We start from the raw sequence: 23507 nt of genomic DNA, 5'->3' as shown, positions 1-23507 counted from the left end.
TGATCTCCCTTCGCTTTTTTTCTTTGAACTCGCAAGTGAGTTAGTCGATAAAATCGACTATCTCGCTCTAAAAAGCGCCCTGCAGGAGGAGTTAGTCGAAATATTCGACTTACAAGACTCCAAAAGTCCATTCTGCGCTCCCGCAAGTCGATAAAATCGACTTATAGACTCCAAAGTCACTACTGCGCCCGAATTAGTCGGTTTCACCGACTAATTCCTCTCCAATTGCCACTACTGCTCCCGACTATCTTCTCTCCAATTGCCACTGTTGCGCCCGAGTTAGTCGGTTTCACCAACTATCTTCTCTCCAATTGACACTGCTGCGCCCGAGTTAATCGGTTTCACCGACTATCTTCTCTCCAATTGACACTGTTGCGCCCAAGTTAGTCGGTTTCATCGACTAATTCCTCTCCAATTGCCACTGCTGCGCACGAGTTAGTCGGTTTCACCGACTAATTCCTCTTCAATTTCCATTGGCACACGTAAGTTAGTCGTAGGTTTCACACGAAAAAATCGACTTACTGACCCCCACTAGCCTAATAGTCCGAAATTTCCAAATTAATCTAATTGAAGCTACCATTAAATCTTATTTAGTCCTAAATAACCCAATTAAATCGACCAAAACAAGCACATGCCAGATAAATGGTTAAATAATTCGGCAAAACCGGACTAATGGTCTTTCTACATTCGTAATCCTCAATTTAGGTCGGAGAAATCGGACTAAACGCAGCAGCTTCTCTGCAAAAAATCGACTTTCCCCTTACGTCACTGACCGCTCTCCCATCTCCAGCCCGCTGGGTACTCAGCGCCAAGCGACACCGGCAAACGACCTTGCGGTGTCACCAATCCGAGCAGAGCACGCGCCGTACTATGCAGCGCCAGCGGTCGGCTTTCGTAGGCCGCAACGAACGTCGCTACGTCCGGGAACTCTAGCAGGTCGTACGGCACGCGCAGCGCGACAACGACCAGCGGCTTGCCGAGCGCTTGCAGTTCGCGCACCAGCGCGACCTGCGCAGGATGGAATCGGGCGTTGTACGTCCCGATGACGATCTGCTCCGCGGCTGCCGCATCCGCAACCACCGCGGCGCGGCGCTCGTTCACCTCCGCAAGCGGGAGCACGCGATCGATCACGTCCAAGCCGTGCTCGGCCAGCGCAGCTCCCAAGCTTGCGACGCCCGCATACGCTTCGTCGACGCCCGACGAAACGGCTGCGGCCACGGTGACCGCGAGCGTTCGCACGCGCGGCAGCGGCAATAGCTGCTGCTCGTCCTTGACGAGCGTGATGCTTGCCTCGCTGAGGCGCGCGGCAACCGCGCAATGCGCCGCGGTCCCGACCTCAAGAGCAGCCTCACCACGCGGCTGCTCGGCAATAACCCCGCGGCGAGCTTTCAGCGCGAGCAATCGCTTGACCGAAGCGTCAATATGCGCTTCGGCAATACGCCCTTCGCGCACAGCTTGCTCGATCGCCGCAATGGCGCCGACCTGCAAGTCCTGGCGGTGGCTGATCAACACCAGATCAGCCCCTGCTTCAACCGCCATGACGGCAGCGGCAACTGTGCCGTAGTGCTCAGAGATCGCGTGCATCTCCATACAATCGGTCATGATGACACCGTCATAGCCAAGCTCTTCTCTTAGTAATCCGGTCAGAACTGTCTTCGAAAGTGTTACCGGCAGTTTCTTAGACTCTAATGCTGGAAAATAAATATGCGAGGACATAATCGCATCGACTCCACCCTCAATCGCTTCTACGAAAGGTACAAGCTCTATCGCGCGAATTCGTTCTTCATCATGTGTAATCGTCGGCAAATCCAGATGCGAGTCCACATTCGTGTCCCCATGACCAGGAAAATGCTTAGCAGTTGCCACGACGTTCGCGTCTTGGAAGCCCCGTACGGCCTCTCGGCCATACTGAGCGACTTTCTCCGGCGACTCGCCGAATGAACGCACGCCAATAACCGGATTATCCGGGTTGTTGTTCACATCCAGATCCGGTGCGAAGTTCAGATTGATACCGAGCGAGCGCAGCTCTTTACCCGAAATAAAGGACGCTTCATACGCTCCCTCTGGACCTGCATCTCCGGCAGCCAGCGCCATAGACCCCGGCATGAGAGCGACCCCCTCAGTAATGCGGGCAACCATGCCGCCCTCTTGATCGATGGAAATCCAGAGCGGCAACGTTCCGTTACGCTCCGCAATTTCCTGCAAACGGCCGGATAACGTAGCAATCTGCTTGGTATTCTGTACATTCCGTGCAAAATAAATAACACCGCCGATCCGCTGTTCCGCGATTAGCGTTTCCAGCGATTCTGACGGTTCCGTGCCTTCAAATCCGCAAAGAATCATCTGTCCGATTTTCTCCTGCAGCGACATCTCATGAATTTCTCTCATCTTTATTACCATCCCTTGTCACTTAATCACTGCAAACGGTTCAGCGCCATGAGCGCAGCACCGCTAGCGGCATCTCTCTTTGGTGTTATACAGGTCATAGCTGGATAACGTTCTTTAAGCCCATTAATAAAAGCTGTCTGTATGAAGCTATTCTTTAGCAGCGCACTCCCTGCCATCGCAAGAACGCCTTCCTGCATCGAAAGTTTTTCCGCGACAGGTACAACCAGTTCTAGCAACGAACGGGCACTTTTGTCGGCGATAGCCAATGCCGCTTCATCCCCAAGCTCGCATGCTTGGGATAAAATAGGTGCAAGCGCAGCGATATCCTTCTTATTGGTCTGTTTGTCATAGACAAACCCGATGATTTGCTGAATCGATGTCATACCTAATTGCTCAAACACCATTCCTGTAATGACCGTCGCAGGCAACCTTCCATCATGAGCCCGTACAACGACAGAAAGCAGATCTCTTCCTATGCTGTAGCCACTGCCCTCGTCATCAATGAGGTAGCCATAGCCGCCAGCACGATGGGTGTCACCAGCTTCATTTTTGCCATAACAAATTGAACCTGTCCCTGCGATTAGAATGATCCCCAGTTCCCTGTTATGTGCACCACATAGCGCAGTATCTTGATCGCCGGTTATGAACAGTGGCCCTTCATAGCCACTCGCCCGAACACTGGATTCCAAACGGGTTGTGACCGTTGGATTGCTGATGCCAGCCGCCCCGATACACACTTGTGCGCAATGATGAAGTCCATCGCATACGCGATCAATTTTCCGAAAAATCTCAGCTAGACTAGCCTGAACACTCGCCTCATCCTGGCCATTATAGTTAATAGCTCCCGATGTAAACGTATGAACTTCGAGACCGTTCTCATCGACGATGGTTACTGCGGTTTTCGTACCTCCGCCATCTAGTCCTACTGCATATCTCTTCATGTAACGTCACCTCCCAATTGCTTCTAGTGCTCTCTAATACAGATGATAGGGCTGCTTTCTGCGAGCAAATTCACGGCTCTCCTCACGGAATTGTTCCAGCATAGCCGGAACGTCAACTCCAGTCTCACGATAGTGGCTGCCGCCGCCAAGCAAATCAATGAATGGTCTTGAACCTTCTTTAAATGGCGGTAAAAATGAAAATTGCTCATAATTCTTCTGGATCGTGTACATCAAAGTAACCCCTATATCGATGGGGCGAACCGCACGGTTGTCGAGCACGTGAACTTGCACACCTGCACATTGTTCTCCCTGAAATTTAGAAAAAGTCGGTTTAAAATAGACAGGCCGGAACACGACACCCGGTAGCTTTTTCCCATTCATTTCATCTGCTAACTGCTGCGCATCAATGAACGGAGCACCGATAACCTCAAACGGAACTGTCGTTCCTCTGCCTTCCGACAGGTTCGTTCCTTCTATAATACAAGTACCAGGATATAGCACCGCTGTCTCAAATCGAGGAATGCCAATGGAAGGCATAATCCAAGGACGTCCTGTGTCCGAGAACAGCATGTTTCGCTCCCAACCTTCGCAGCGTACTACATGCAGCTTGCCATGCCATTGCTTTTCATCGTTCGCCATCATAGCGACCTCTCCTGGCGTCAGTCCGTAACGTACACTGAGCGGATAGTTGCCGACAAAGGATTCGAAGCCGCTTTTGAGCACATTGCCTTCTACCGTTACCCCATCCAGCGGATTAATGCGGTCCAGAACGACAAATTCTTTGCCTGCCAACGCACAATCTTCCAACGCATAAAGCATCGTATACAGGAAAGTATAGTAACGGGTACCAACGTCTTGAATATCGTAGACGATGATATCGACCTCATCCAACATTTCCTGCGTCAGACGTTTGGAATCTTTCCGATACAAGCTATAGACGGGAACTCCCGTAAATGGATCCAAATACGTGTCAACCAGCGCACCTGCTGCTAGATCCCCACGAACGCCGTGCTCTGGCGAAAACAAAGCTACCAGGTTGAACTTCTCATGAAAGATTTGTATGGTCGATACAAAATCCTTGTTTAATCCCGTAGGTGCTGTAATCAGCCCCACACGTTTACCTTTGAACAAGTGAGCATACTTATCTATACAATCGATACCATTTAAGATCATCGCTGCCTCCCCAACTCGCCTTGATTTTAAAATGACTGCAACAAGCTCAAGCCTCGTTACAGTCATTTGGTATTTTTTATGATTTAGTTTTTGATATTAAATTTATAATTCCGATTGACGAATACGCATTGTTTCTTCAGGAACCATGAACGTCTGCGCATATTCTTTTCTCGCTTCAAGACCGCGTACACGCATCAGATGTTTGTAGTATTCCAAGTATTGGAACGATTTACTGCCTGTCACGAACCAATGCGTCGAAACCGCCTTCACCCAGAGATCAAACGCCTCTTTAGGGAAATCGACATAAACGTAAGGACGGTAGTCAACGGCATCCTCCCAGTTTTCAGCATAATACAATTTAGCTGCAAAGTGAGCTGGCTTCTCTCTCTCAAACGAGGCTAGCCCCGCGAAAAAGCGTGCATCATTCACAATACGGTGAGTCGTCATATGATCCTTATGCATGCTGTTTTTAAAATGCGTGATGATCACGTTCGGACGCACGTCACGAATCACATCGCATACGCGATAGCGCATTTCTTCGTTATCCTGCAGTTCACCGTCTGGAATGTCAAAAACGATGGAATCCCCGCCTAACATCTCGGCAAAGGTTTTAGCCTCATTCACTTTTTGTGCACGATATTCCTTCATGTCTTGTCCAGCAGGAACGCCACGTTCCCCAGCCGTTAACGCTAAAGTAACAATTCGATCACCCTTCAGAGAGTGGTGGGCTAATACACCGCCTGCTGTTAATTCCGCATCTCCGACGTGACCTCCGATAGCTAGAATGGTCATTTTTGGCTCGCTCATTAGGCAAACTCCCTTCTCATGACAGCAAATAGTTTCACAGTTTGAAAACCTGCTCGTTCATAAATCCGGATGGCTGGATTCGACATACCTGTAAATAACGACATGTATTCGGTCCCTATTTCCTGAAACGCTTCACATAGCTTGTAAAATAAAAGACTGCCTAACCCATGACCCTCGTGCTCAGGAAGCACACCGATACCAGCAAAATAACCTCGCCCATTTGCTTGACGAATGACGGGTCCTGCGAAGCCAATGGTCTTGCCTTGATAGGCAGCGATGACAACTGGCACGCCATTTGCCGTGGATGCGCCGATCTCCTTTTGCCATAATGGATTCCCAAAGCCCTCCAGCATGTCTTCCACACCAGCGTGCTTACCCGGGTCAAACATGTCGATCGTGTACCCTTGGGCGCTCGCTTTGGCTTCTTTCACGCTATATTCCTCTGGCATCGCAAACGCTGACAAATGGAGATACATGGCGCATTGCTTCGCACGTTCAAAATAGCCTGCACCAAGCAAAAACGTATATAACTTACTATCTACAGGTATACCCGGGGCATTATTGTGCTCATGCTGAGGTGTATCCGGGATGTACCATGGCAATAACATCGGATTGAAAAAGAGGATATCGGCTTGCTTTTTACCCAACTGTTTAAAGCGGTCTTCCAAAGCAGTTAATAGCATTAAATAGTTATCATCGGTGTCAAAACCGCTCGCTAACACGATACATGTGATATATCCGGCCACATCGCCAAGCGGAAGATCATCTCCTGTACATCCACAGGCAAAACCGATGACCTTATCATTGGCTAGTAGAAGAAACGTACCATCTTTATCAAAGTAACGATTTCCCGCAAAAATCCCATCAAAGCTTTGTTCAGTAAGCTCCTTATAGCCATCCTTCACCGCGGCTTCATTCCATAACGCGATGACGTCACGCCGATAGGAAGCATCCCATGTTACTAGCATGATGCAGCTGCCTCCTTTTGGACCCGAGATTAGCCCTTCACTGCACCTACAGTTACGCCTTCCAAGAAGTACTTTTGTAGGCTAAAGAATAGAACAAACATAGGTAATGCTGAGATTGTTGCCCCAGCCATCATTGGCGCGATATACGTCGTGTTGGCAAAACGGAAGTTTTTGAGACCAACCTGAATCGTCTGCATTTCCATCGTATTCGTAACAAGTAGCGGCCAGAAGAACGTGTTCCAGCTATCCATAAAAGTCAGAATTGCCATAACTGCCATAACCGTTTTGGATAGTGGCAAAATGATCCGAATATAGATTTGGAACTGGCTGCATCCTTCAATTTTGGCACTTTCCATAATCTCGTTCGGGATACTGCTCATAAATTGCTTCGCCAAGAAAATGTTATACACGGTTACTAGCCCCGGCATAATCAAAGCACTGTACGTATCTTGCAAATTAAATACATTCACAACCAGAATGTACAATGGAACTTGTGTAACTTGATAAGGAATCATCATGGACATTAGTAACAATCCGAACAGGAAGCCTCTACCCTTGAAGCGAAGCTTCGAGAAGGCATACCCTGCCATACTTGCAAAAATCACATTCGAGACCGTTACCGTTGCAGCCACGATGAGTGAATTCAATAACCAACGATAGGAGTACTCACTGTAATCAAAGAAGAACTTAAAGGAAGCAAAGGAAACTTTGGTTGGGAAAATCGAATAACTTACCGCACCAGCTTCTACAGGATCTCCAAGTGCAGAAATGAACATAAAGTAAATCGGGAAAATCGTCGCCAGAGCAAAAAGAAGAAGGACGATAAAAATGATTGAGTTACGCATTGTTTTTACTTTTGGATTGCCTGCATGATTACTATATAAAGACATTTGTTATCTCCCCCTTCTTAATACTCGACGTCTTTCCCCGCATATTTAAATTGAACAACCGATACTGCTGCTATGATAACGGCTAGAATCAGAGATTGTGCCGCTGCTTTGCCAAATTCAAAATACGTAAATGCATTGTTGAAGATGAGTAACCCCACCATCGTCGTTGCATTGTTAGGTCCGCCACCTGTCATGAGATAAGCGTTCTGGAATACCTGGAAGGAACCGATCACACCAGTTACTAACAGGAATAAGGTAGCTGGTTTAAGACTAGGAACGACGATGTGCCAAAGCTTTTGGAGAAAATTCGCTCCATCAATCTCAGCAGCTTCATAATACGTATCATCAATTCCGAGCAAGCCGGCCAAATAAATAATGATGCTGGTACCATGGCTGGACATCCACGACATGAATACCAATGAAAACATAGCTGTTTTACTAGAACCCAGCCAGTTCTGATTCTCAAAACCAAAGAAATGAATAAGTTGATTTAGAATTCCACCCTCTAAAGGATCGAAAATCCAAAGCCACACGACAGACAATGCAACGCCTGAAGCTACAACAGGTAAATAGTAAATACCTTTAAAAAAGGACTGTGTTTTCTTTCTAAGCGGCAGAATCAAGACTGCAATCGCCATCGAGAGAAACAGGTTAACCGGTACAGTCAAAACCGTATACACAAGCGTATTCTTCATGGCTTGCCAGAAGAGGCCATCCTTCAATGAGCTTGCATAGTTATCAAAGCCGACATAGGTGGAGCCTAATGGTTTGTACTTTTGCAAACTAATGATGAACGCGCTTACGACCGGGTAGGCGGTGAACATGGCAAACACTAGTAAGGACACAGCAATAAAGATATATCCCCAGGCGCCATCTCCCTTAATTCCTTTTCGTTTTATCGACTTAGCTACAGCCATACAATCCAACCCTCTTTTCGAACTTGCTTAAAATGATTCGGATAGTCGTGCAATGTTCTGCCCGACTATCCGAGGTGTATACCCTATTCTTAGTCTTTAACGATTCCGTCAGCACCGAAGGCAGCAATGGCAGCCGCTTTAACAGCTTCATACATCGCTTCAGGTGTAACCTCACCTGCGATTAGACCTTGGAATTTAGGAACGATCACTTCTGTTTCTAGCTTAATCGCTTTAGCAGACAATTCAGATGGAATGTCAGAGCGAGCTGGTGTTGCATTTTTAAGCATATTGTCTACAGCTGCAACGTTGTCAGGGTTTCTTTCAATTTTCATGTTAGCTGCTTCTTTTTTAGCGCTTTGCGTAATATGTGCGGCGAACAAATCGTTGTTCGTCGTTGCTGCAACCTTACCGCTAGCTAGGAAGTAAGCCGCTTTTACGACATTTGCTTTGTGTTCTGCAGTCGGTTCTTTTTTACCACGGAACGTCATGTAACCATCTACAACTGTTGCAGCAGAAGGCTTCGCACCTTGGAACGTTGGCGCTGGCAATACGATATAGTCAACTGGGATACTGTCTTTTACCGCGGAACCGTCAGCAGCTTTAATCTTAGCGTTATTCGTTTTTGCAGAGTTCTCGAATGTAGCAAGACCTTTACCTGTGATCATCGTTTGCCCCGTTAAGAACATGTTCCAACGTTTACCTGCATCAACCGAGCTAAGCTCTTTCGGCATAGAACCATCGTCAATCAATGCACGAAGATCTTTCAGCAAGCCTAAGTAGTTTTTGCTAGTATACGCATATTTCAAGTCTTTATTAAACGCATGCGGCATGCCTGCATTTTTGGCCATAATCCCTAGGTAATCAACAGCGGCTACGCCTTTTACCGCGAATACGAAGCCATATCTCGTCTTACCATTCTCAGTTACTACGCCTTTTTTGATGGCTTGACGGAATTCATCGTACGTCCAACCGTTTGTCTGTACTTTTTTCCAATCAATGCCGGCTTTCTCTAAGAACTCTTTGTTACCGCCAAGTGCATGAACTTCCATATAAGCTGGGAAGCCGTACAAGCCTTTGCCGTTCTTCATATATTCAAGTGGAGCTTTATCGTAATCACTAATCATTTCAGGCGTTGCTGTACTCGTAATATCCATCAACAAACCTTGCTCGATGTACTTCGGAATGCCATCAGATCCACCAAAAGCGATATCCGGCGGGCTACCTGCATTCACTTGTGTATCTAGCTTTTGTTTCACATCTTCCCAGCTAGCTGGTTCGATTTTCAACGTAAGATTCGGATATAGCGCCGTGAAATCTTTGGAAATTTGCTCGAAATTCTTCTGATAGTTCGGTGAAACCGGAGGAAGCAAGGCTGTGATCGTGTCTTTCGCAGTGCTGGCCGTAGCTGCAGGAGCTGTTGAACCTGCTGGTGTAGTCGTTTCTTTCGTACCAGAATTATTGCCACAAGCTGTTAGAGCCATTGTTAAAGCTACGACAGAAGCTAATATGGGCATTTTTCTTTTCATGAAAAACAAACCTCCTAGGTTAGGGATCCTTGATTGTAGCTCAAGTCTCTCCTTTTTTGTTTTAAAATGATCAAACCACTTTGACAAAGGTACGTATGGCTCTCTTCAAACTACCCTCACACTGTTCTAACGCATCGTTCGCTTCCTTCACTTCCATGCCGGTTTTAATCATCATAATGGCAAGTTTACAGTTCATGGACGCTTTCTCAAGATGAGCGATCGCTGTGGATTCATCCACCCCAGTCGCAATCCGAATGATGCGAATAGAACGATCGTACAACTTGATATTACTAGCCTTCATGTCAACCATGAGATTGTTATATGTCTTTCCAAGCTTAACCATTGTTCCAGTTGTCAGCATGTTAAGAACCAGCTTCTGTGCTGTACCCGCCTTCAGACGAGTAGATCCCATAATTACTTCCGGCCCAACCACTGGCGCGATGCATACATCTGTCACAGCTACCAATTTGGAATTCTTGTTATTCACGACACCAATCGTGGCGGCACCAATTTCTTTCGCTTTCTTCAAGCAAGCGATAACGAATTGTGCACTTCCGCTAGCCGTGATTCCAATTACCGCATCCTTCGCTGTTACTCCGCATCGTTCAATGAGGGCGACCCCCTCCTCAGCGTTGTCTTCAAAACCTTCCACTGCTGTTCGTAGTGCTCCATCGCCACCAGCGATATGACCTTGCACCAACAATGGATCAATACCAAAGGTTGGAGGACATTCAGATGCATCAAGCACACCGAGTCTGCCAGAAGAACCAGCTCCTACGTAGAGCATCCTGCCACCGTTTCTGAGAACTTGATGCAAGATATCAACCGCTTTCATGATCTGCGGTATCTCGGCTCCGACTGCTGCTGGAACCAATGCATCCTGTTCATTCATCATCCGAAGCATTTGCTCTGTTGAACATTCGTCAATTGTCTGTGTCTTCTCATTAATCTCTTCCGTAGTTAAACCCGATAGATACTCATCCATAGCTGCTGTCCTCCTGCCTGCTGTACTCTTTACTGGTCTAATACTAACGAAAAATTTTAACTTGGTCAATACTTTTTGAAATTTTATTTTATGGTAAAATAAAATATTGATTTTTTATTTCTTAAATTTCGACAAAAAAACGACGCCTGGAAGGACATCGTTAGTGTGTTCGATACGCTTATTTCCTATGCTTGCTGCTAGCAATAATGTCGTGTGTTTTGGCCAAATACTTCTTCACATGCTTATATTCGCTGCTCGCTACCCCTGCAAAAAGAATGTCAATCACGGTCAACATCGCAATGCGCGAACCCATAGCTCCGCTTCGAATCGTGATTTCCGGTGTCGAAATGCTGAGTACGATATTCGCATTATCCGCTAGGGAGCTTTTATTATACTTGGTAATGGCAATAATCGTGGCGCCATTCTTCTTGGCGATTTCAAGCGTATCTAAAATTTCAATCGTGCTGCCTGAATTGGAAATGAAGATCGCGACATCACCTTTCCCAAGCAACGTGGCTGCAGTTAGTTGACTATGGCCATCCGTGTAGGTGTGGCACATCTTGTTGATGCGTGAGAATTTCTGCTCAGCATCCATCCCAACTAGACCAGATGCACCGATCCCGAAGAAAACAATGCGATTGCAAGCCACTAACACTTTGACCGCGCGGGCAATTTCGTTTCGATCAATGACGCTGAGCGTGTCTTCAATCGATTTACTATTATTGTGCGAAATGTTAGAGATAATCGTAGAGAGATCATCACCCGGTTGAATATCCGTGTATTGGTCTTTCTGCTCCTCATCCATCGATCCCAGCGAAGCTGAAATGCTCACGATAAAGTTGCGATAACCCTTATATCCCATCGTTTTGCAGAACCGCAGTACAGAAGCATCACTTGTTTTCGTTGATTGAGCGAGACTCTTAATCGAGAGATGTGGAATCTCGTCCACATTGTCTAATATATACTCAGCCACTAATTTCTCCACGGGAGTTAGGCTGTCTTTCATATCGCGAATTTTGATCAAAATATTATCATTTATTGACATATAGTTTCCCTACTCACTATAGATTATCCGTGCTGAAATCACCTCCATCATACGGATAATTAGGCGAAAACACAAGATCCTTCTGTAAATTATCTGTAAAATTCAATGCCATTAAGGAAATTTTATTTCAATTTCATTTCACTAAAATGAAATATTATGCCGATTCCTAAGTCTATGAATACCGCGACACGTGAGAAGAAAAACCCCGTTCGAGAATCGCTCTCGAGCGGGGTTCTTTGTGCTATGGGTAGCTGGAAATTTGGCTACTTTTACCGACTGACCTGTTCTCCGCCGTCCAAACAAATTAAATGGATTTTATGTAGCTAATTTTGCCGATTCTCCCCATTCAGAAGCAATAGATGGATTTACTACAGTTAATTTCCACTAAAATCGACCAAACCGCCAATCCTGCTCATATTAGCTGTACTTTTTCCATCTATTCGCTAAATCTCAGATGAAACGGCAATATTAGCTGTACATTTTACTTCTACTAACTTATTCCGTAACTGCTGCCGATCGCGCTACGCGGATTGATGCAAAGGCATAAACGATAAGTGCACTCCAGATAAAAGCAAAGCTAATCAATAGCATAGGTGAAAATTTCTCTTTAAACACGAATACGCTAAGCAGAAGTGTAATCGACGGGCCGATATACTGAATGAAGCCTAGCATAGATAGCGGCAGCTGTGACGCGGCTTTGGCGAACCATAGCAAGGGCAGCGCAGTAGCAGCACCTGCTAGGAAAAGCATGATCAACGTCAGCGGCGGCAGTGACCACGCAGCATCCTGATGCGTAGCAAATAAGTAGATGACGTAGGCAAGAGCGATCGGGAAAACGAACGCTGTTTCTCCAGCGAGGCCGGTTGCGGCATCGTAGGTGACTCTTTTTTTCACAAGGCTATATAAGCCAAAGGTACCTGCTAATGTGAGGGATACCCACGGAAATCTGCCGTAGTCTATGGTGGCGATCAAGACACCGATTCCTGCCAAAGCCACAGCCAGCCATTGTCTGCCCGTCGGCTTCTCACGAAGGAACAGCACTGCCAGCATAATGTTGAAAAGTGGCGTGATGTAATAGCCGAGACTCGTCTCGATCACATGCCCATTATTAACGGCCCAAATAAAGATCAGCCAATTGGTGCTGATCAACAAACTACTCGCCCCCACTAATAATAAGGTGGTGCGATTCGTGATCAGGCTGCGAAACTGTTGCCATTTGCCTTTTCCAGCGACAATCAGAATCGCCATAAACACGAATGACCAAATCACGCGATGCGATAATATTTCTCCAGCCATCAACGACCCGAAAAGCTTCCAATATACAGGCAGCAAGCCCCAAGCAATGTAAGCAATAATGGCATAGCCAAGACCTTTTTTCATCGTAAAACCTCATTTCACTTTCAAGTAACACAATTCTCATAAAATTTGTCCGCAGGTTAATAACTACTCTATTGTAATGTAGTGTAGGGATTTTGTAAAAAACAGATTATCCCCCCCTTTAAGAGACTTCTCGAAATGGGAGCAAGCATGAATAAAATTCCCATAATCTTGCATAATAAAAGAAAAGAATATGGGATGAGCGTGGTGAAGATCGATGCTATTTTCAAACTGGTTCGGAAGAAAGAAGTATCTTTCGGTTCAAGAACAAGTCAATCAGCCGCCTAGCAACACCATAAGTTCGTCTTTGGTGCAAAATATAACCTATTTACATAGTCAGTTCAGTCAAACCCCCGACCTAGTTGTGCGGCATTTTATCATTAAGAAATCTGGAGACCAAGCAGCGCTAGTCTACCTAAATGGACTAGTAGATAAAAACTCAATTAATAATAATGTGCTCCGCCCCCTGCAATTTGAAACGGGAAACGGGAATGCGGTTGACGATATTACGGTAAATGTAGGACAAATTCAAAGCTTATTTACTTGGCCGCATGTCGAGAATGCCATATTCCAAGGCAATAGTGTTCTCTTTGTTAATGGGCGGACAAAAGCCTCCGCCTTAGGGACGCAAGGCTGGCCGCAGCGGGCGATTGAAGACTCACAGATCGAGGTTTCTTTAAAAGGAGCGCATCAAGGCTTTGTTGAAACAGGCAGTCAGAATATTGCCTTAATCCGTCGCTATATTCAAAACCGTGAATTGAAAATTAAAGAACTGGTGGTTGGGCGAAGAGGAAACACCTTAATTTCTATCTTATATTTAGCCGATGTGGCTCATCCTGAGGTACTGAAAGAACTGGAAGGCCGGATTCAGCAAGTTGATGTCGATGTCATCCTTAACACAGGCGAGTTAGCAGAGTTTATCGAGGACAATCCGTATTCGCCATTTCCTCAATTTATTACAACAGAAAGACCGGATGCTGCGGCTTCACAAATATTGCAAGGAAGATTCGCTGTTGTCGTAGACTGTTCACCAAGCGTATTGATAGCACCGGTAGCATTCATGTCGTTTTTTCAAAACATCGACGACTACAGCACACGCTGGTCGATCTCCACTTTTATACGACTGCTGCGGATGTTCGCATTTTTCGTCGCAATCTTTTTGCCGGCGTTCTACATTGCCGTCATTTCCTATAACTTCGAGATCATTCCTGTTAAATTACTTCTCACGATTGGCGAGTTCAGAGGTCGAGTACCATTCCCTCCATTTGTGGAAGCGATCATCATGGAGGTAACGCTAGAAATGATGCGGGAGGCTGGGGTGCGTCTCCCTGCTCCGGTTGGGCAAACCGTTGGTATAGTCGGGGGCATTGTTATTGGACAAGCAATCGTTCAAGCTGGACTTATCAGCAATATCATGGTTATTGTCGTCGCCTTTACGGCCATTGCATCGTTCATCCTGCCTAATTATGATATGGTCGCAGCCGTCCGGCTTATCCGCTTCTTCATGATGATAGCTGCCTCCATGTTCGGCTTTGTTGGCGTCATTATTGCATCGATGACCTTGATTGGGCATCTGATTGCGCTCGAATCGCTTGGAACACCGTACGGTACCCCTTTCGCACCGGTACGATTTGCGGATTGGAAAGATACGTTCGTCCGTTTACCGCTGTGGAAAATGGTCAAGCGGCCTTTAGGCACAAGAGCGATTCAATCGCAGAAACAAGGATCAAATCGTCCAAAAGGTGATGGGAAATGAAGAAATATGCATTCAACGAGATCACCACTATGCAATATATTTTTCTGAATAGCGGCATTCAAATCAGTGTTTTCTTTTTGTCGATGCCACGGAAATTATCTGAAAAGGCAGGTACGGATGGCTGGATCGCACTCATCATCGGCTGGGCTGTTACGGTAGCAGCAAGCTTAATTGTTATTCAGGTGATGAAAAGGTACCCCGAAGGAACATTGTTTGATCTACTAACACGATATTTGGGCAAATGGACAGGCAAGGTGGCTGCCATCTTTTTTGCTCTTTATCTCTTTTATTACGCTTACACGGGGCTCGTTCAGGCGGTATTGATTACGAAGGCATGGCTTTTGCCGCAAACTTCGGCATTTATCGTCATGCTGTTATTGCTCATTCCCACTTATGTGATTGCACGTAATGGACTTCGCGTCTTGGGCAGATATGCGGAAATTGTTTTAATGATCTCTGGGTGGATACCATTTGTATATTTGCTTCTACTCAAGGACGTCAACTGGCTCAATATGTTTCCTATATTAAAGGAAGGCTGGATTCCCGTATTCTCAGCAGTACCTACAACGTTCTTTTCTTATATCGGATTTGCTACAACGTTTATTTTGTATCCGTTTTTGAAGAACAAAGAAAAGGCTTCTAGTGCTATTATGATCTCCGATACACTGACGATGTTTGGGTATTTGTTCATTACGGTTATCTGTTTTGCCTATTACAGCCCGGATGAAATTCAGAAGTACAACGAACCCATGATTAGTATCTTAGAATCTATCGAGTTTAAGTTTGTAGAACGGATAGGAGTGCTGTTTATCGCATTTTTTTTGCTTATTTTCTCATTAGCATGGATACCCGCTATCTACATGGGCGTTTTTTGCACTAGCTGGTTGCTCGGAAAGCAGGATCATCGCAATCATTTGCGGATATTGTGGTTATTCATTGCTGTGGGTACGTTTTTCTTCATCCCAACATTTAATCAGAGCGATCGCATGAATGATTTCCTTACTCGGGTTGGTTTTGGAATTGAATACGTTTTTCCCTGTTGCTTACTCATCTATTTATGGATGCATGATCGTTTTCAGTGGAGGAAGCGCATATGAACAAACGGCTCCTTCCAATTATGCTCATCGCGATGGTTGTCGTCATCATTCCAGGCTGCAGTGACAGGTTAGATATGGAAGATTCCTCATTTGCCTTATTAGTAGGTTTTGATCTCGATAAAGAAAACGAGTTCATTGTATATAGTACATCTCCTGTTTTCAGTAAAGATGTCGAGAAAAAAACGCGTGAACTTAGGGTGAAACCACAGACGAATCGTCAATCAAGAGAAAAACAGGACAGTTATACACAGGGTGTTTTCCAAGGCAGAAGTATTCAAGTCATACTGTTATCTAAGCGAATCCTGCAGCAAGAAAATTGGTTCCAACTAACGGATGTCTGGTTTCGTGATCCGAAGAATGCGTTAACTCCAAGGATCATTTCTTTCGATGGACCTCTCTCTGACATTGTATACCTAAATCAGAAAGATCAGCCGATGCTGCCCTTATTGCTGCGGGAAATGATCGATACGAAGGATGCCACATCGGAAACGGTAAATACGACTTTGCAAGGGCTTCACGAGCAAATAAGTGAAAAGGGTAGCACTCCCATCATCTCTGAAGTTCGGGTGAAAGATAAACAGATTGCGATGACAGGCATAACACTGCTGGATCATAAAGGGAATTTTGCTGATTCTCTGAATATACAGGAAAGTATTCTATTGCGAATATTGCAAAACAGTACGAAAAAGACCGTCAGCTTAACAATCCCCATTCCCGGCGAGATGAAGATCGGACCATTTCATACAAACAAATTAAGTTTAAACGCTGATAAAATAAAGGTGAAAATCAAGACCTCCCACCTCAGGGACAACTTTCAGTTCGATATGCACATTACCATGCGCGTTGGACTATCCGAGCTTATGTTCCCTCACGACGTGCGAAATCATGGGAAAGAGTTGGAGAATAAAATTACCGAACAATTGCAAAAGCAGTTGGAAAGCCTCATAAAAAAAATACAAGCGGATAAAATCGATCCGATAGGGCTCGGGTTCTACGCGCGGGCGCACGAATATAGCCATTTCAAGAATGTGGAAGATCATTGGGGTGAAACGCTGGCCAAAGCCGACATTCACGTTTCCGTGAAAGCAATCATAGGCGCTATGGGAACAGTGAAGTAATAGCTCTAAGGGGGGACAGCAAGTGAAAAAATATGCACTGAATGAAATCACCTTCATGCAATATATTTTTCTCAACTTTGGTATGGTAGTGAGCATCGGTTTTTTGTCGCTGCCGCGAGTATTAGCCGAAAAGGCAGGTACGTCAGGCTGGATCGCTCTCATCATCGTTTGGTTGATCTCTACTGCAGCGAGTTTAATCGTCATACAAGTGATGAAGAAGTACCCAGATGGCACCTTGTTAGATCTATTGACGGTGTATGTGGGCAAATGGGCAGGTAAAGTGGGAGCCGTCCTATTTGCTCTATATCTTTTTTTCTACGGATACACTGGTCTTATCTATACAATATTGATTACAAAACAATATCTTCTGCAGCAAACTCCGGCGTATATCATTATGCTTCTACTGCTCATTCCCACTTATGTCATTGTGCGGAACGGCCCTCGCATATTGGGCAGATATGTGGAAGTGATTATCCTCCTTTCATTATGGATCCCCTTCGTTTATTTGATTCCGCTTAAGGACGCTCACTGGCTCCGTCTGCTTCCTGTGCTTAAGGAAGGATGGAAGCCTATATTCTCAGCGGTACCTAGCACGTTCTATTATCATGTAGGTTTTTCAACCACGTTTATTCTGTATCCGTTTCTCAAAAACAAGCGGATGGCCTCAGCCGGAATCATTATCTCGTATCTACTGACGATGCTCATGTATTTGTTCATTGCCGTTATCTGTTTCGTCTATTTCAGTCCAGATGAAATTATGGCGTACAACGAACCGACGATCAATGTATTGAAAACGATTGAGTTTAAGTTTATAGCGCGGATCGAAGTGATATTCCTTGCGTTTTATTTACTTATCTTTTCATTATCATGGATACCTACGATGTATATGAGCGTTTTTTGCACAACTTGGCTAATCGGAAAGCAGGACCACCGCAATCATTTGCGAATACTATGGCTATTCCTCGCTGTGGGCACGTATTTCTTCATGCCTACTTTTTTTCAGAGCGAACGGATGAATACTTTACTTGGTCAGATTGGCCTTGTTGTCGAGTACTTGGTTCCTGCTTGTTTACTCCTATATGTATGGATACATGATCGTTTGGGGTGGAGGAAGCACATATGAACAAGCGGCCACTATACCTTTTTTTAATGATTATGATGTTGGCTATCGCACCGGGGTGTAGTGACCGGTTGGATTTGGAGGATTCCACCAACAATCTCGCTCTCGGCTTGGATCTCGACAATGAAAACAACTTACTTGTATATTTGCACAGCCCTTCATACGGTAGAGATATCAAGAAGAAAACACTAGAAGTCGAAGTGAAGTCGCAAACGATTCGTCAATCGAGAGAGGAACAAGATCAATTTGCACCAGGTGTTATTACAGGCAGAAAGGTTCAGGTCATGCTTATAGGGAAACGCATCCTGGAACACGAAGACTGGTTTCCGATACTGGACGTCTTCTTTCGTGATATGAAAAATCCATTAACTCCAAGAATCATCGCTTTCGATGGATCGATCTCCGACATTATCTACCTACAACCGAAAGATCAGCCGATGTTACCTTTATTGTTGCGTGGGATGGTCGACACGAAAAGTGCTAGATCGGAAACGGTAAAAACAACGTTGCAGAATCTGCACTGGCAAATGTATGAGAAGGGGGTGACGCCCTATATCTCCGAAATCCAGTTGGACAAGACCAACCAGATCAGCCTGGCTGGCGTAACACTGCTAGATCATAAAGGGAAATATGCCACTTCGCTGAGCACAGAGGAAACTATTTTACTTCAAATATTGAATAGAAACGCCAAAAAGACTGTAAGCTTAACACTTCCAATTCCTGGCGAAAAGAAGAGCGGTCCATTTCATACAGACCACTTAAGTATATCGGTTCAAGGAATGAAAACGAAAATAAAAGCCTCGTACAATCAGAACAAGTTTCGGTTCGATATCAACATTAAAATGCCAGCCGGCCTTACTGAACGTTTATTCCCCTTTGATGTGCGAAAAAATGGAAAAGAGTTAGAGAAGATGATTTCTGCACATGTGCAAAAGCAATTCGAGAACCTTATTAAGAACTTTCAGAAGCATCAAATCGATCCGATCGGGCTTGGTCTCTACGCACGGGCTCATGAATATCGTCAATACAAGAAAGTGGAGGATCATTGGGGAGAAGCGCTGTCAGAGGCAGACATTCATGTTTCCGTTAAGGTTATATTAGGAAGTATGGGACCCATGAAGTGACTGGTCCTAATGCGGGAGAAATGCTTTCGAAGCGGTGCATGCAGCGCGACTATCGCAAAAAAGTCCCCGATTTACGGGGACTCCTCTACGATCATTATCCTTTTACCGAACCCGCAGCTATTCCTTCAACGATCCGATTGCTCAATAAAATGAACGCGATCATGATAGGCAAAATACTGATCATCAGCGTCGCGCCAATCGCACCCCAATCGGTTGTATATTGGCCGACGAAATTCTGAACGCCCACGGTTAAGGTCTTGTACTTTTCCGAGGAGATGAACGTATTCACGAAAATAAACTCATTCCAATTATAGATCATGTTGATGATCACAGCGGTAGATAACACAGATGCCGTCATCGGCAGCGTAATGCTGAAGAAAATGCGATTCACGGAGCAACCGTCCATAACGGCAGCTTCTTCTACTTCACGCGGCAGCGTGTAATAAAAGCCGAGCATAATCATGATCGTAATCGGTAAGTTAAAAGCAATGTAGGACAAAATGATCGACAACGGATGGTTGGTTAGGTTCATTTTCATAAACATACTGAATAAGGGGATGAGCGTCGAGTGCACGGGAATCATCATCCCAACCATAAACAGACCCAGCACAAAGGATTGCAGCTTCCATTTCATCCGGGTCAAAGCGAATGTCACCAAGCTTGCTAATAAAACCGTGACCCCAACCGACACCAACGTCATCCAGACGCTGTTAAAAAAGTAACTATTGATATGGCCTTGCGTCCAGACCTTCTCGTAATTCTCCCAACGCAGTCTCTCTGGGAATGCCATCGGGGCTAGATTGAAGATTTCCTCATTATTTTTCAAGGAGAATAGCATGAGCCACAAGAGCGGGAAAATCTGAATCACGGCGACAATCGATAACACGATATAGAGTACGCCATATCCGATTTGTCCAGGTAGCTTGCTTCGTACGGTTAGCGCCTGTGCCTGACGACGGGTGGTTTCGAGTTGCATCGGAATCGGAATCTCCTTTCGTTACGAGTATTGGATATCATCTTTGGACGCCGTCGCTTTACGGATTAACCACGTAGCCACGAGGCATATCAAGAGTAAGAAGAAGCCGATTGCGCTGGCGTAGCCAAAATCATAGCCTTTGAACGCTTTCCGGTACATGTAGGAGGCCATTACTTCACTGGATCCGTTAGGTCCGCCGCCAGTCATCACATAGATCAGGTCAAAATATTTCAGTGATCCAACGACAGCCAGAACGACCGTTACTTTCATCACTTCTGCGATTAACGGTACACGAATAGATAAGGCGATGCGCCATGGGCTTGCACCATCGATACGTGCGGCTTCGATCAGCGAGGTCGGTACATTTTTTAAAGCAGCATAGTAAATTAAAATATAGAAACCGGCGTACTGCCACAAGATTGGCATAAAGATGGCGTATAAAACAATGGATGGATTGGACAACCATTCAGGTGTATGCGTGACCCCCAGAGACGTCAGGATAGCATTCAATACCCCGTTCGTTGGGTGGAATATTTTCAACCATAGTTGAGCGATAGCAACAGAAGAAAGCAGCATAGGAATTAAATAGATTTTGCGAAAAAAGTTAGCCCCTCGAATGTTTGCGGAGAGTACTAATGCGACTAACAAGTAGCCAAGCAGAGAGATTGTTGAGAAAATTGCCAGCAAAAACGAGTGCTTCGCGCTTCCCCAGAATAATTTATCCTTAAGCAGTTCGACATAATTATGCAAACCGATGAAACTCATTTTGCCTACGCCATCCCATTTCATAAGCCCGTAATAGCCGGTCATTATAATCGGCATATAGATCAAGGCTAGCAGCAGAAATAACGCGGGAATCACGTAGATCGCAATCATGGATTTGTTAGACATGACTTTATCCATAGCAGGCACTTCCCTTTCAGCGATTATGACAAAGGACATACCACTTGGAGGGATATGTCCTTTCCCAAATCGTTCGTATTCGTTAGGCTACTTCGCTTCTTTCGCCAAGGCATCCTCATGATTCTTCGCAAACGCTTCCGGTGTCACCGCTTTACCAAACAAAGCTTGAATCATATTCAAGTGAACTTCTGCGGAAGCAGGCTTCATTTGAACATCTGCGAACAGCGTAATGTTGCTCGCTTTATTCAATTCGTTCAAGAGGTCAATGTACATTTGCGGCAGTTTCACTTTGGATGTGTCTACTTTCGTTGCTGGGATAACGCCTGCTTCAGAAATCGCGTGCTCGCCCCACTTCGATACGAAGAAGCTGACGAATTTCTTGGACTCTTCTTTTACTTTGGAGTTGTTTGCTACGAACAAGCCTACGCCTGGTCCACCAACCCAGCTATCCATGTTGCCTTTACCGCCATCTACCGTTGGGAATTTGAAGAATCCGATTTGATCCTTGAACGCTTGCGGCACATCTTTGTTCGTTGTGTAGTTCGGTAATTCCCATGTTCCCATCATATACATAGCGGCTTTACTGTTCATGAACTCCGCTTTACCTTCGTCGTTACCAAGCCCGTTAAAGCCTTTGTTGAAGGCATTCATGTCGACAAGCTGGGAAACTTCCGAAGCTGCGCGAACCAAGCCAGGATCGTTGAAGGAGCCTGTGCGGTCAATCGCTTTTTTCAATGTTTCGGGTCCGCCGATACGGTCAGCAAGGTACATGTACCAGAGTGAACCTGTCCAACGGTCTTTGTTACCGAGTGCGATTGGGGCTACACCATTCGAGCTAAGCGTTTTGACAATGTTTTTGAACTCATCGTATGTCTTAGGTGGTGCAAGGTTATACTTGGCAAAAAGCGCTTTATTGTAATACACCGGCACGATGTTCAATTCAACCGGAAGACCGTAGGTTTTGCCGCCGAATGCGTAAGCATCTGTTGTGCCTTTTACGAACTTATCTTTCAAATCCCCTTGCAGCAAGTCATCTAGCGGAGCGAACATGTCGCCTTTTACGTAAGGATCCATGTAGCCTGCTGCCCACGTGAAGCCCACATCAGGAAGGGCATTGGAAGTAGAAAGCACTTTCATTTTGTTCTTGTATTGTTCATTCTCGAGCACTTCCTGCTCAATCGTCACATTCGGATTGGCTGCTTGATACTCCTTGATGATATCGTTTACAATTTTGTTTTGCGTAGCGGAGTTTCCTGTCGGCCATAGGTGCATCATTTTAATCGTTACTTTTTTCGCGGGTTGTGCAGTTGCTGCTTCAGTTGCTTTCGCTGATTCTTTAGGAGCTGTCGTTGGACTCGCATTATCTGTGGAACTAGAGCAGCCCGTCAGTGCCATTGATAGGCCGAGCATTGTAGTTAGCGACCATGTAAGCGTTTTTCTTACCATGTTTGTTTCCCCCTAATCATTTGTGTGCTACGTGTTTTATTGTAGCGCTTTCATTGCGGCCACAGGGAGTAACAGCTATCGGGTAATATTCCACTATTTCGAGGTATCTATCCGATCATCGGCTTCCATAATCTGTTTCCGATACTGATTCGGGCTCGTCCCTTCGTACTCTTTGAACAACTTAATGAAATATTTCGACGTCTGATAGCCGACTTGCTCCGAGATATCGGCAATCGTTAATCTGGTTTGCAGAAGCAGTTCTTTCGCCTTCTGGATCCGGTTTCTCGTAACATATTCACTGAAGGTGAAACCGGTCTGCTCTTTGAAAAGAGCGCTGAAATAGCTCGGATTCAGATGGATCTGGCTTGCTACCTCGCTCATGCCGAGCGGATCTTGTAAATGTGCCTCCACATAATCGACCGCTTGCTGAACTGGTGGACTGTAATTCTTGGCTGAAGTTTTCGCCTGCATCAGGCGAGAATCCACCATTTTCTCCATCGTTTCAACACGCCCACGTTCTTCTTCAATGCGCAGCGCCTGCTCGACGGCATCGATCAGCTTGCTTTTCTGAATCGGCTTGAGCAGATAATTAACAACACCTAATTCGATCGCTGTTTGTGCATATTGAAAATCCGGATGTCCCGAGATTATGATGACTACTGGCTTGTGGGCGAAACCACGAGTACCTTCCACAACTTGCAAACCGTTAATTTCAGGCATACGGATATCTGTAATCAAGAGATGCACGGGACGCGATTGTAAAAGTTCGAGAGCTTCCGTCCCATTGCTGCAGCTGAGTATCGCATAACGCCCGATAGACCAGGCTTCTAGTGTTTTGCGTATGCCTTCTCTCGTTAATGGCTCATCGTCAACGATGAGTATGGTTTTCCCCGATTGATTCATCGTGTTCCTCCTAAAAGTTTTTCGCCAGAAAACTAGCCTCGAATGTA

Annotated in this window: 20 protein-coding genes; 5 read left to right on the top strand and 15 right to left on the bottom strand. The window is 45.5% G+C overall.

Features of this window, described 5'->3' with window-relative positions; all coding sequences use genetic code 11:
* Nucleotides 1–765 precede the first annotated feature (765 nt).
* The 11 genes from nagZ to rarD form a co-directional block, all read right to left on the bottom strand.
* Nucleotides 766–2388, bottom strand: a complete 1623-nt coding sequence (gene nagZ, locus ASL11_RS18385; RefSeq protein WP_056617813.1) for a beta-N-acetylhexosaminidase — start codon at nt 2386–2388, stop codon at nt 766–768.
* 26 nt (nt 2389–2414) lie between these two features.
* The gene (locus tag ASL11_RS18380; RefSeq protein WP_056617810.1) at nt 2415–3329 is read right to left on the bottom strand and encodes an N-acetylglucosamine kinase; all 915 of its coding nucleotides are present in this window, start codon (nt 3327–3329) and stop codon (nt 2415–2417) included.
* Between the two features lie 33 nt (nt 3330–3362).
* Nucleotides 3363–4502, bottom strand: coding sequence for an exo-beta-N-acetylmuramidase NamZ family protein (locus ASL11_RS18375; protein ID WP_056617808.1), 1140 nt, complete (start codon nt 4500–4502; stop codon nt 3363–3365).
* Between the two features lie 102 nt (nt 4503–4604).
* Nucleotides 4605–5309 (bottom strand): PIG-L deacetylase family protein, encoded by a 705-nt coding sequence (locus tag ASL11_RS18370; RefSeq protein WP_056617806.1) that lies wholly within the window; start codon nt 5307–5309, stop codon nt 4605–4607.
* Complete coding sequence (locus ASL11_RS18365) at nt 5309–6277, bottom strand: GNAT family N-acetyltransferase (protein WP_056617803.1); 969 nt, start codon at nt 6275–6277, stop codon at nt 5309–5311. Before ASL11_RS18365 ends, ASL11_RS18370 begins: the two co-directional genes overlap by 1 nt.
* A gap of 29 nt (nt 6278–6306) precedes the next feature.
* Entirely contained in the window at nt 6307–7167 is an 861-nt protein-coding gene (locus ASL11_RS18360; RefSeq protein ID WP_056617800.1) for a carbohydrate ABC transporter permease, read from the bottom strand.
* Between the two features lie 17 nt (nt 7168–7184).
* Nucleotides 7185–8084 carry a carbohydrate ABC transporter permease gene (locus ASL11_RS18355; RefSeq protein WP_056617797.1) on the bottom strand — a complete coding sequence of 300 codons (900 nt, stop codon included), beginning with the start codon at nt 8082–8084 and terminating at the stop codon, nt 7185–7187.
* Between the two features lie 89 nt (nt 8085–8173).
* On the bottom strand, nt 8174–9610 hold the full coding sequence (locus ASL11_RS18350) for an ABC transporter substrate-binding protein (protein ID WP_056617794.1): 1437 nt from the start codon (nt 9608–9610) through the stop codon (nt 8174–8176).
* Nucleotides 9611–9680: 70 nt separating this feature from the next.
* Nucleotides 9681–10595 carry an N-acetylmuramic acid 6-phosphate etherase gene (murQ, locus tag ASL11_RS18345; protein ID WP_056617791.1) on the bottom strand — a complete coding sequence of 305 codons (915 nt, stop codon included), beginning with the start codon at nt 10593–10595 and terminating at the stop codon, nt 9681–9683.
* A gap of 178 nt (nt 10596–10773) precedes the next feature.
* Nucleotides 10774–11640, bottom strand: coding sequence for a MurR/RpiR family transcriptional regulator (locus ASL11_RS18340; RefSeq protein ID WP_056617789.1), 867 nt, complete (start codon nt 11638–11640; stop codon nt 10774–10776).
* A 495-nt stretch (nt 11641–12135) separates the two neighbouring features.
* The gene (gene rarD, locus ASL11_RS18335; protein WP_056617786.1) at nt 12136–13020 is read right to left on the bottom strand and encodes an EamA family transporter RarD; all 885 of its coding nucleotides are present in this window, start codon (nt 13018–13020) and stop codon (nt 12136–12138) included.
* Between the two features lie 214 nt (nt 13021–13234).
* On the opposite strand from rarD, the gene ASL11_RS18330 reads away from it, so the two are divergent.
* From ASL11_RS18330 to ASL11_RS18310, 5 genes are read left to right on the top strand one after another with little or no spacing between them, the layout of a single operon-like run.
* Complete coding sequence (locus ASL11_RS18330) at nt 13235–14773, top strand: spore germination protein (protein ID WP_056617783.1); 1539 nt, start codon at nt 13235–13237, stop codon at nt 14771–14773.
* Nucleotides 14770–15870, top strand: a complete 1101-nt coding sequence (locus ASL11_RS18325; RefSeq protein ID WP_056617781.1) for a GerAB/ArcD/ProY family transporter — start codon at nt 14770–14772, stop codon at nt 15868–15870. The genes ASL11_RS18330 and ASL11_RS18325 overlap by 4 nt, the downstream gene beginning before the upstream one ends.
* Nucleotides 15867–16988, top strand: coding sequence for a Ger(x)C family spore germination protein (locus tag ASL11_RS18320; RefSeq protein ID WP_056617778.1), 1122 nt, complete (start codon nt 15867–15869; stop codon nt 16986–16988). Before ASL11_RS18325 ends, ASL11_RS18320 begins: the two co-directional genes overlap by 4 nt.
* Before the next feature lie 22 nt (nt 16989–17010).
* Nucleotides 17011–18111: a GerAB/ArcD/ProY family transporter gene (locus tag ASL11_RS18315; RefSeq protein WP_056617776.1), complete on the top strand. Its 1101-nt coding sequence runs from the start codon at nt 17011–17013 to the stop codon at nt 18109–18111.
* A complete protein-coding gene (locus ASL11_RS18310; RefSeq protein ID WP_056617772.1) occupies nt 18108–19232 on the top strand; it encodes a Ger(x)C family spore germination protein in 1125 nt (374 codons plus the stop codon). Before ASL11_RS18315 ends, ASL11_RS18310 begins: the two co-directional genes overlap by 4 nt.
* Before the next feature lie 94 nt (nt 19233–19326).
* Here ASL11_RS18310 and ASL11_RS18305 read toward each other — a convergent pair whose 3' ends face one another.
* From ASL11_RS18305 to ASL11_RS18290, 4 genes are all read right to left on the bottom strand, one after another.
* A complete protein-coding gene (locus tag ASL11_RS18305; RefSeq protein ID WP_056617769.1) occupies nt 19327–20208 on the bottom strand; it encodes a carbohydrate ABC transporter permease in 882 nt (293 codons plus the stop codon).
* A gap of 21 nt (nt 20209–20229) precedes the next feature.
* Nucleotides 20230–21111, bottom strand: coding sequence for a carbohydrate ABC transporter permease (locus ASL11_RS18300; protein WP_056617767.1), 882 nt, complete (start codon nt 21109–21111; stop codon nt 20230–20232).
* Between the two features lie 87 nt (nt 21112–21198).
* On the bottom strand, nt 21199–22557 hold the full coding sequence (locus tag ASL11_RS18295; protein WP_056617762.1) for an extracellular solute-binding protein: 1359 nt from the start codon (nt 22555–22557) through the stop codon (nt 21199–21201).
* Between the two features lie 93 nt (nt 22558–22650).
* A complete protein-coding gene (locus ASL11_RS18290; protein ID WP_056617759.1) occupies nt 22651–23460 on the bottom strand; it encodes a response regulator in 810 nt (269 codons plus the stop codon).
* Between the last annotated feature and the right edge of the window lie 47 nt (nt 23461–23507).

This window comes from Paenibacillus sp. Soil750, assembly GCF_001428045.1.
GTDB lineage: Bacteria > Bacillota > Bacilli > Paenibacillales > NBRC-103111 > Paenibacillus_E > Paenibacillus_E allorhizoplanae.
Note: the sequence above shows the minus strand (reverse complement) of the source record. Positions and strands in the feature narration are given on the sequence as shown.

Bases quoted from the DNA above. Each gene is read 5' to 3' on its own strand.
- nagZ (WP_056617813.1), bottom strand. From the start codon at position 2,388: ATGAGAGAAATTCATGAGATGTCGCTGCAGGAGAAAATCGGACAGATG.
- ASL11_RS18380 (WP_056617810.1), bottom strand. From the start codon at position 3,329: ATGAAGAGATATGCAGTAGGACTAGATGGCGGAGGTACGAAAACCGCA.
- ASL11_RS18375 (WP_056617808.1), bottom strand. From the start codon at position 4,502: ATGATCTTAAATGGTATCGATTGTATAGATAAGTATGCTCACTTGTTC.
- ASL11_RS18370 (WP_056617806.1), bottom strand. From the start codon at position 5,309: ATGAGCGAGCCAAAAATGACCATTCTAGCTATCGGAGGTCACGTCGGA.
- ASL11_RS18365 (WP_056617803.1), bottom strand. From the start codon at position 6,277: ATGCTAGTAACATGGGATGCTTCCTATCGGCGTGACGTCATCGCGTTA.
- ASL11_RS18360 (WP_056617800.1), bottom strand. From the start codon at position 7,167: ATGTCTTTATATAGTAATCATGCAGGCAATCCAAAAGTAAAAACAATG.
- ASL11_RS18355 (WP_056617797.1), bottom strand. From the start codon at position 8,084: ATGGCTGTAGCTAAGTCGATAAAACGAAAAGGAATTAAGGGAGATGGC.
- ASL11_RS18350 (WP_056617794.1), bottom strand. From the start codon at position 9,610: ATGAAAAGAAAAATGCCCATATTAGCTTCTGTCGTAGCTTTAACAATG.
- murQ (WP_056617791.1), bottom strand. From the start codon at position 10,595: ATGGATGAGTATCTATCGGGTTTAACTACGGAAGAGATTAATGAGAAG.
- ASL11_RS18340 (WP_056617789.1), bottom strand. From the start codon at position 11,640: ATGTCAATAAATGATAATATTTTGATCAAAATTCGCGATATGAAAGAC.
- rarD (WP_056617786.1), bottom strand. From the start codon at position 13,020: ATGAAAAAAGGTCTTGGCTATGCCATTATTGCTTACATTGCTTGGGGC.
- ASL11_RS18330 (WP_056617783.1), top strand. From the start codon at position 13,235: ATGCTATTTTCAAACTGGTTCGGAAGAAAGAAGTATCTTTCGGTTCAA.
- ASL11_RS18325 (WP_056617781.1), top strand. From the start codon at position 14,770: ATGAAGAAATATGCATTCAACGAGATCACCACTATGCAATATATTTTT.
- ASL11_RS18320 (WP_056617778.1), top strand. From the start codon at position 15,867: ATGAACAAACGGCTCCTTCCAATTATGCTCATCGCGATGGTTGTCGTC.
- ASL11_RS18310 (WP_056617772.1), top strand. From the start codon at position 18,108: ATGAACAAGCGGCCACTATACCTTTTTTTAATGATTATGATGTTGGCT.
- ASL11_RS18305 (WP_056617769.1), bottom strand. From the start codon at position 20,208: ATGCAACTCGAAACCACCCGTCGTCAGGCACAGGCGCTAACCGTACGA.
- ASL11_RS18300 (WP_056617767.1), bottom strand. From the start codon at position 21,111: ATGGATAAAGTCATGTCTAACAAATCCATGATTGCGATCTACGTGATT.
- ASL11_RS18295 (WP_056617762.1), bottom strand. From the start codon at position 22,557: ATGGTAAGAAAAACGCTTACATGGTCGCTAACTACAATGCTCGGCCTA.
- ASL11_RS18290 (WP_056617759.1), bottom strand. From the start codon at position 23,460: ATGAATCAATCGGGGAAAACCATACTCATCGTTGACGATGAGCCATTA.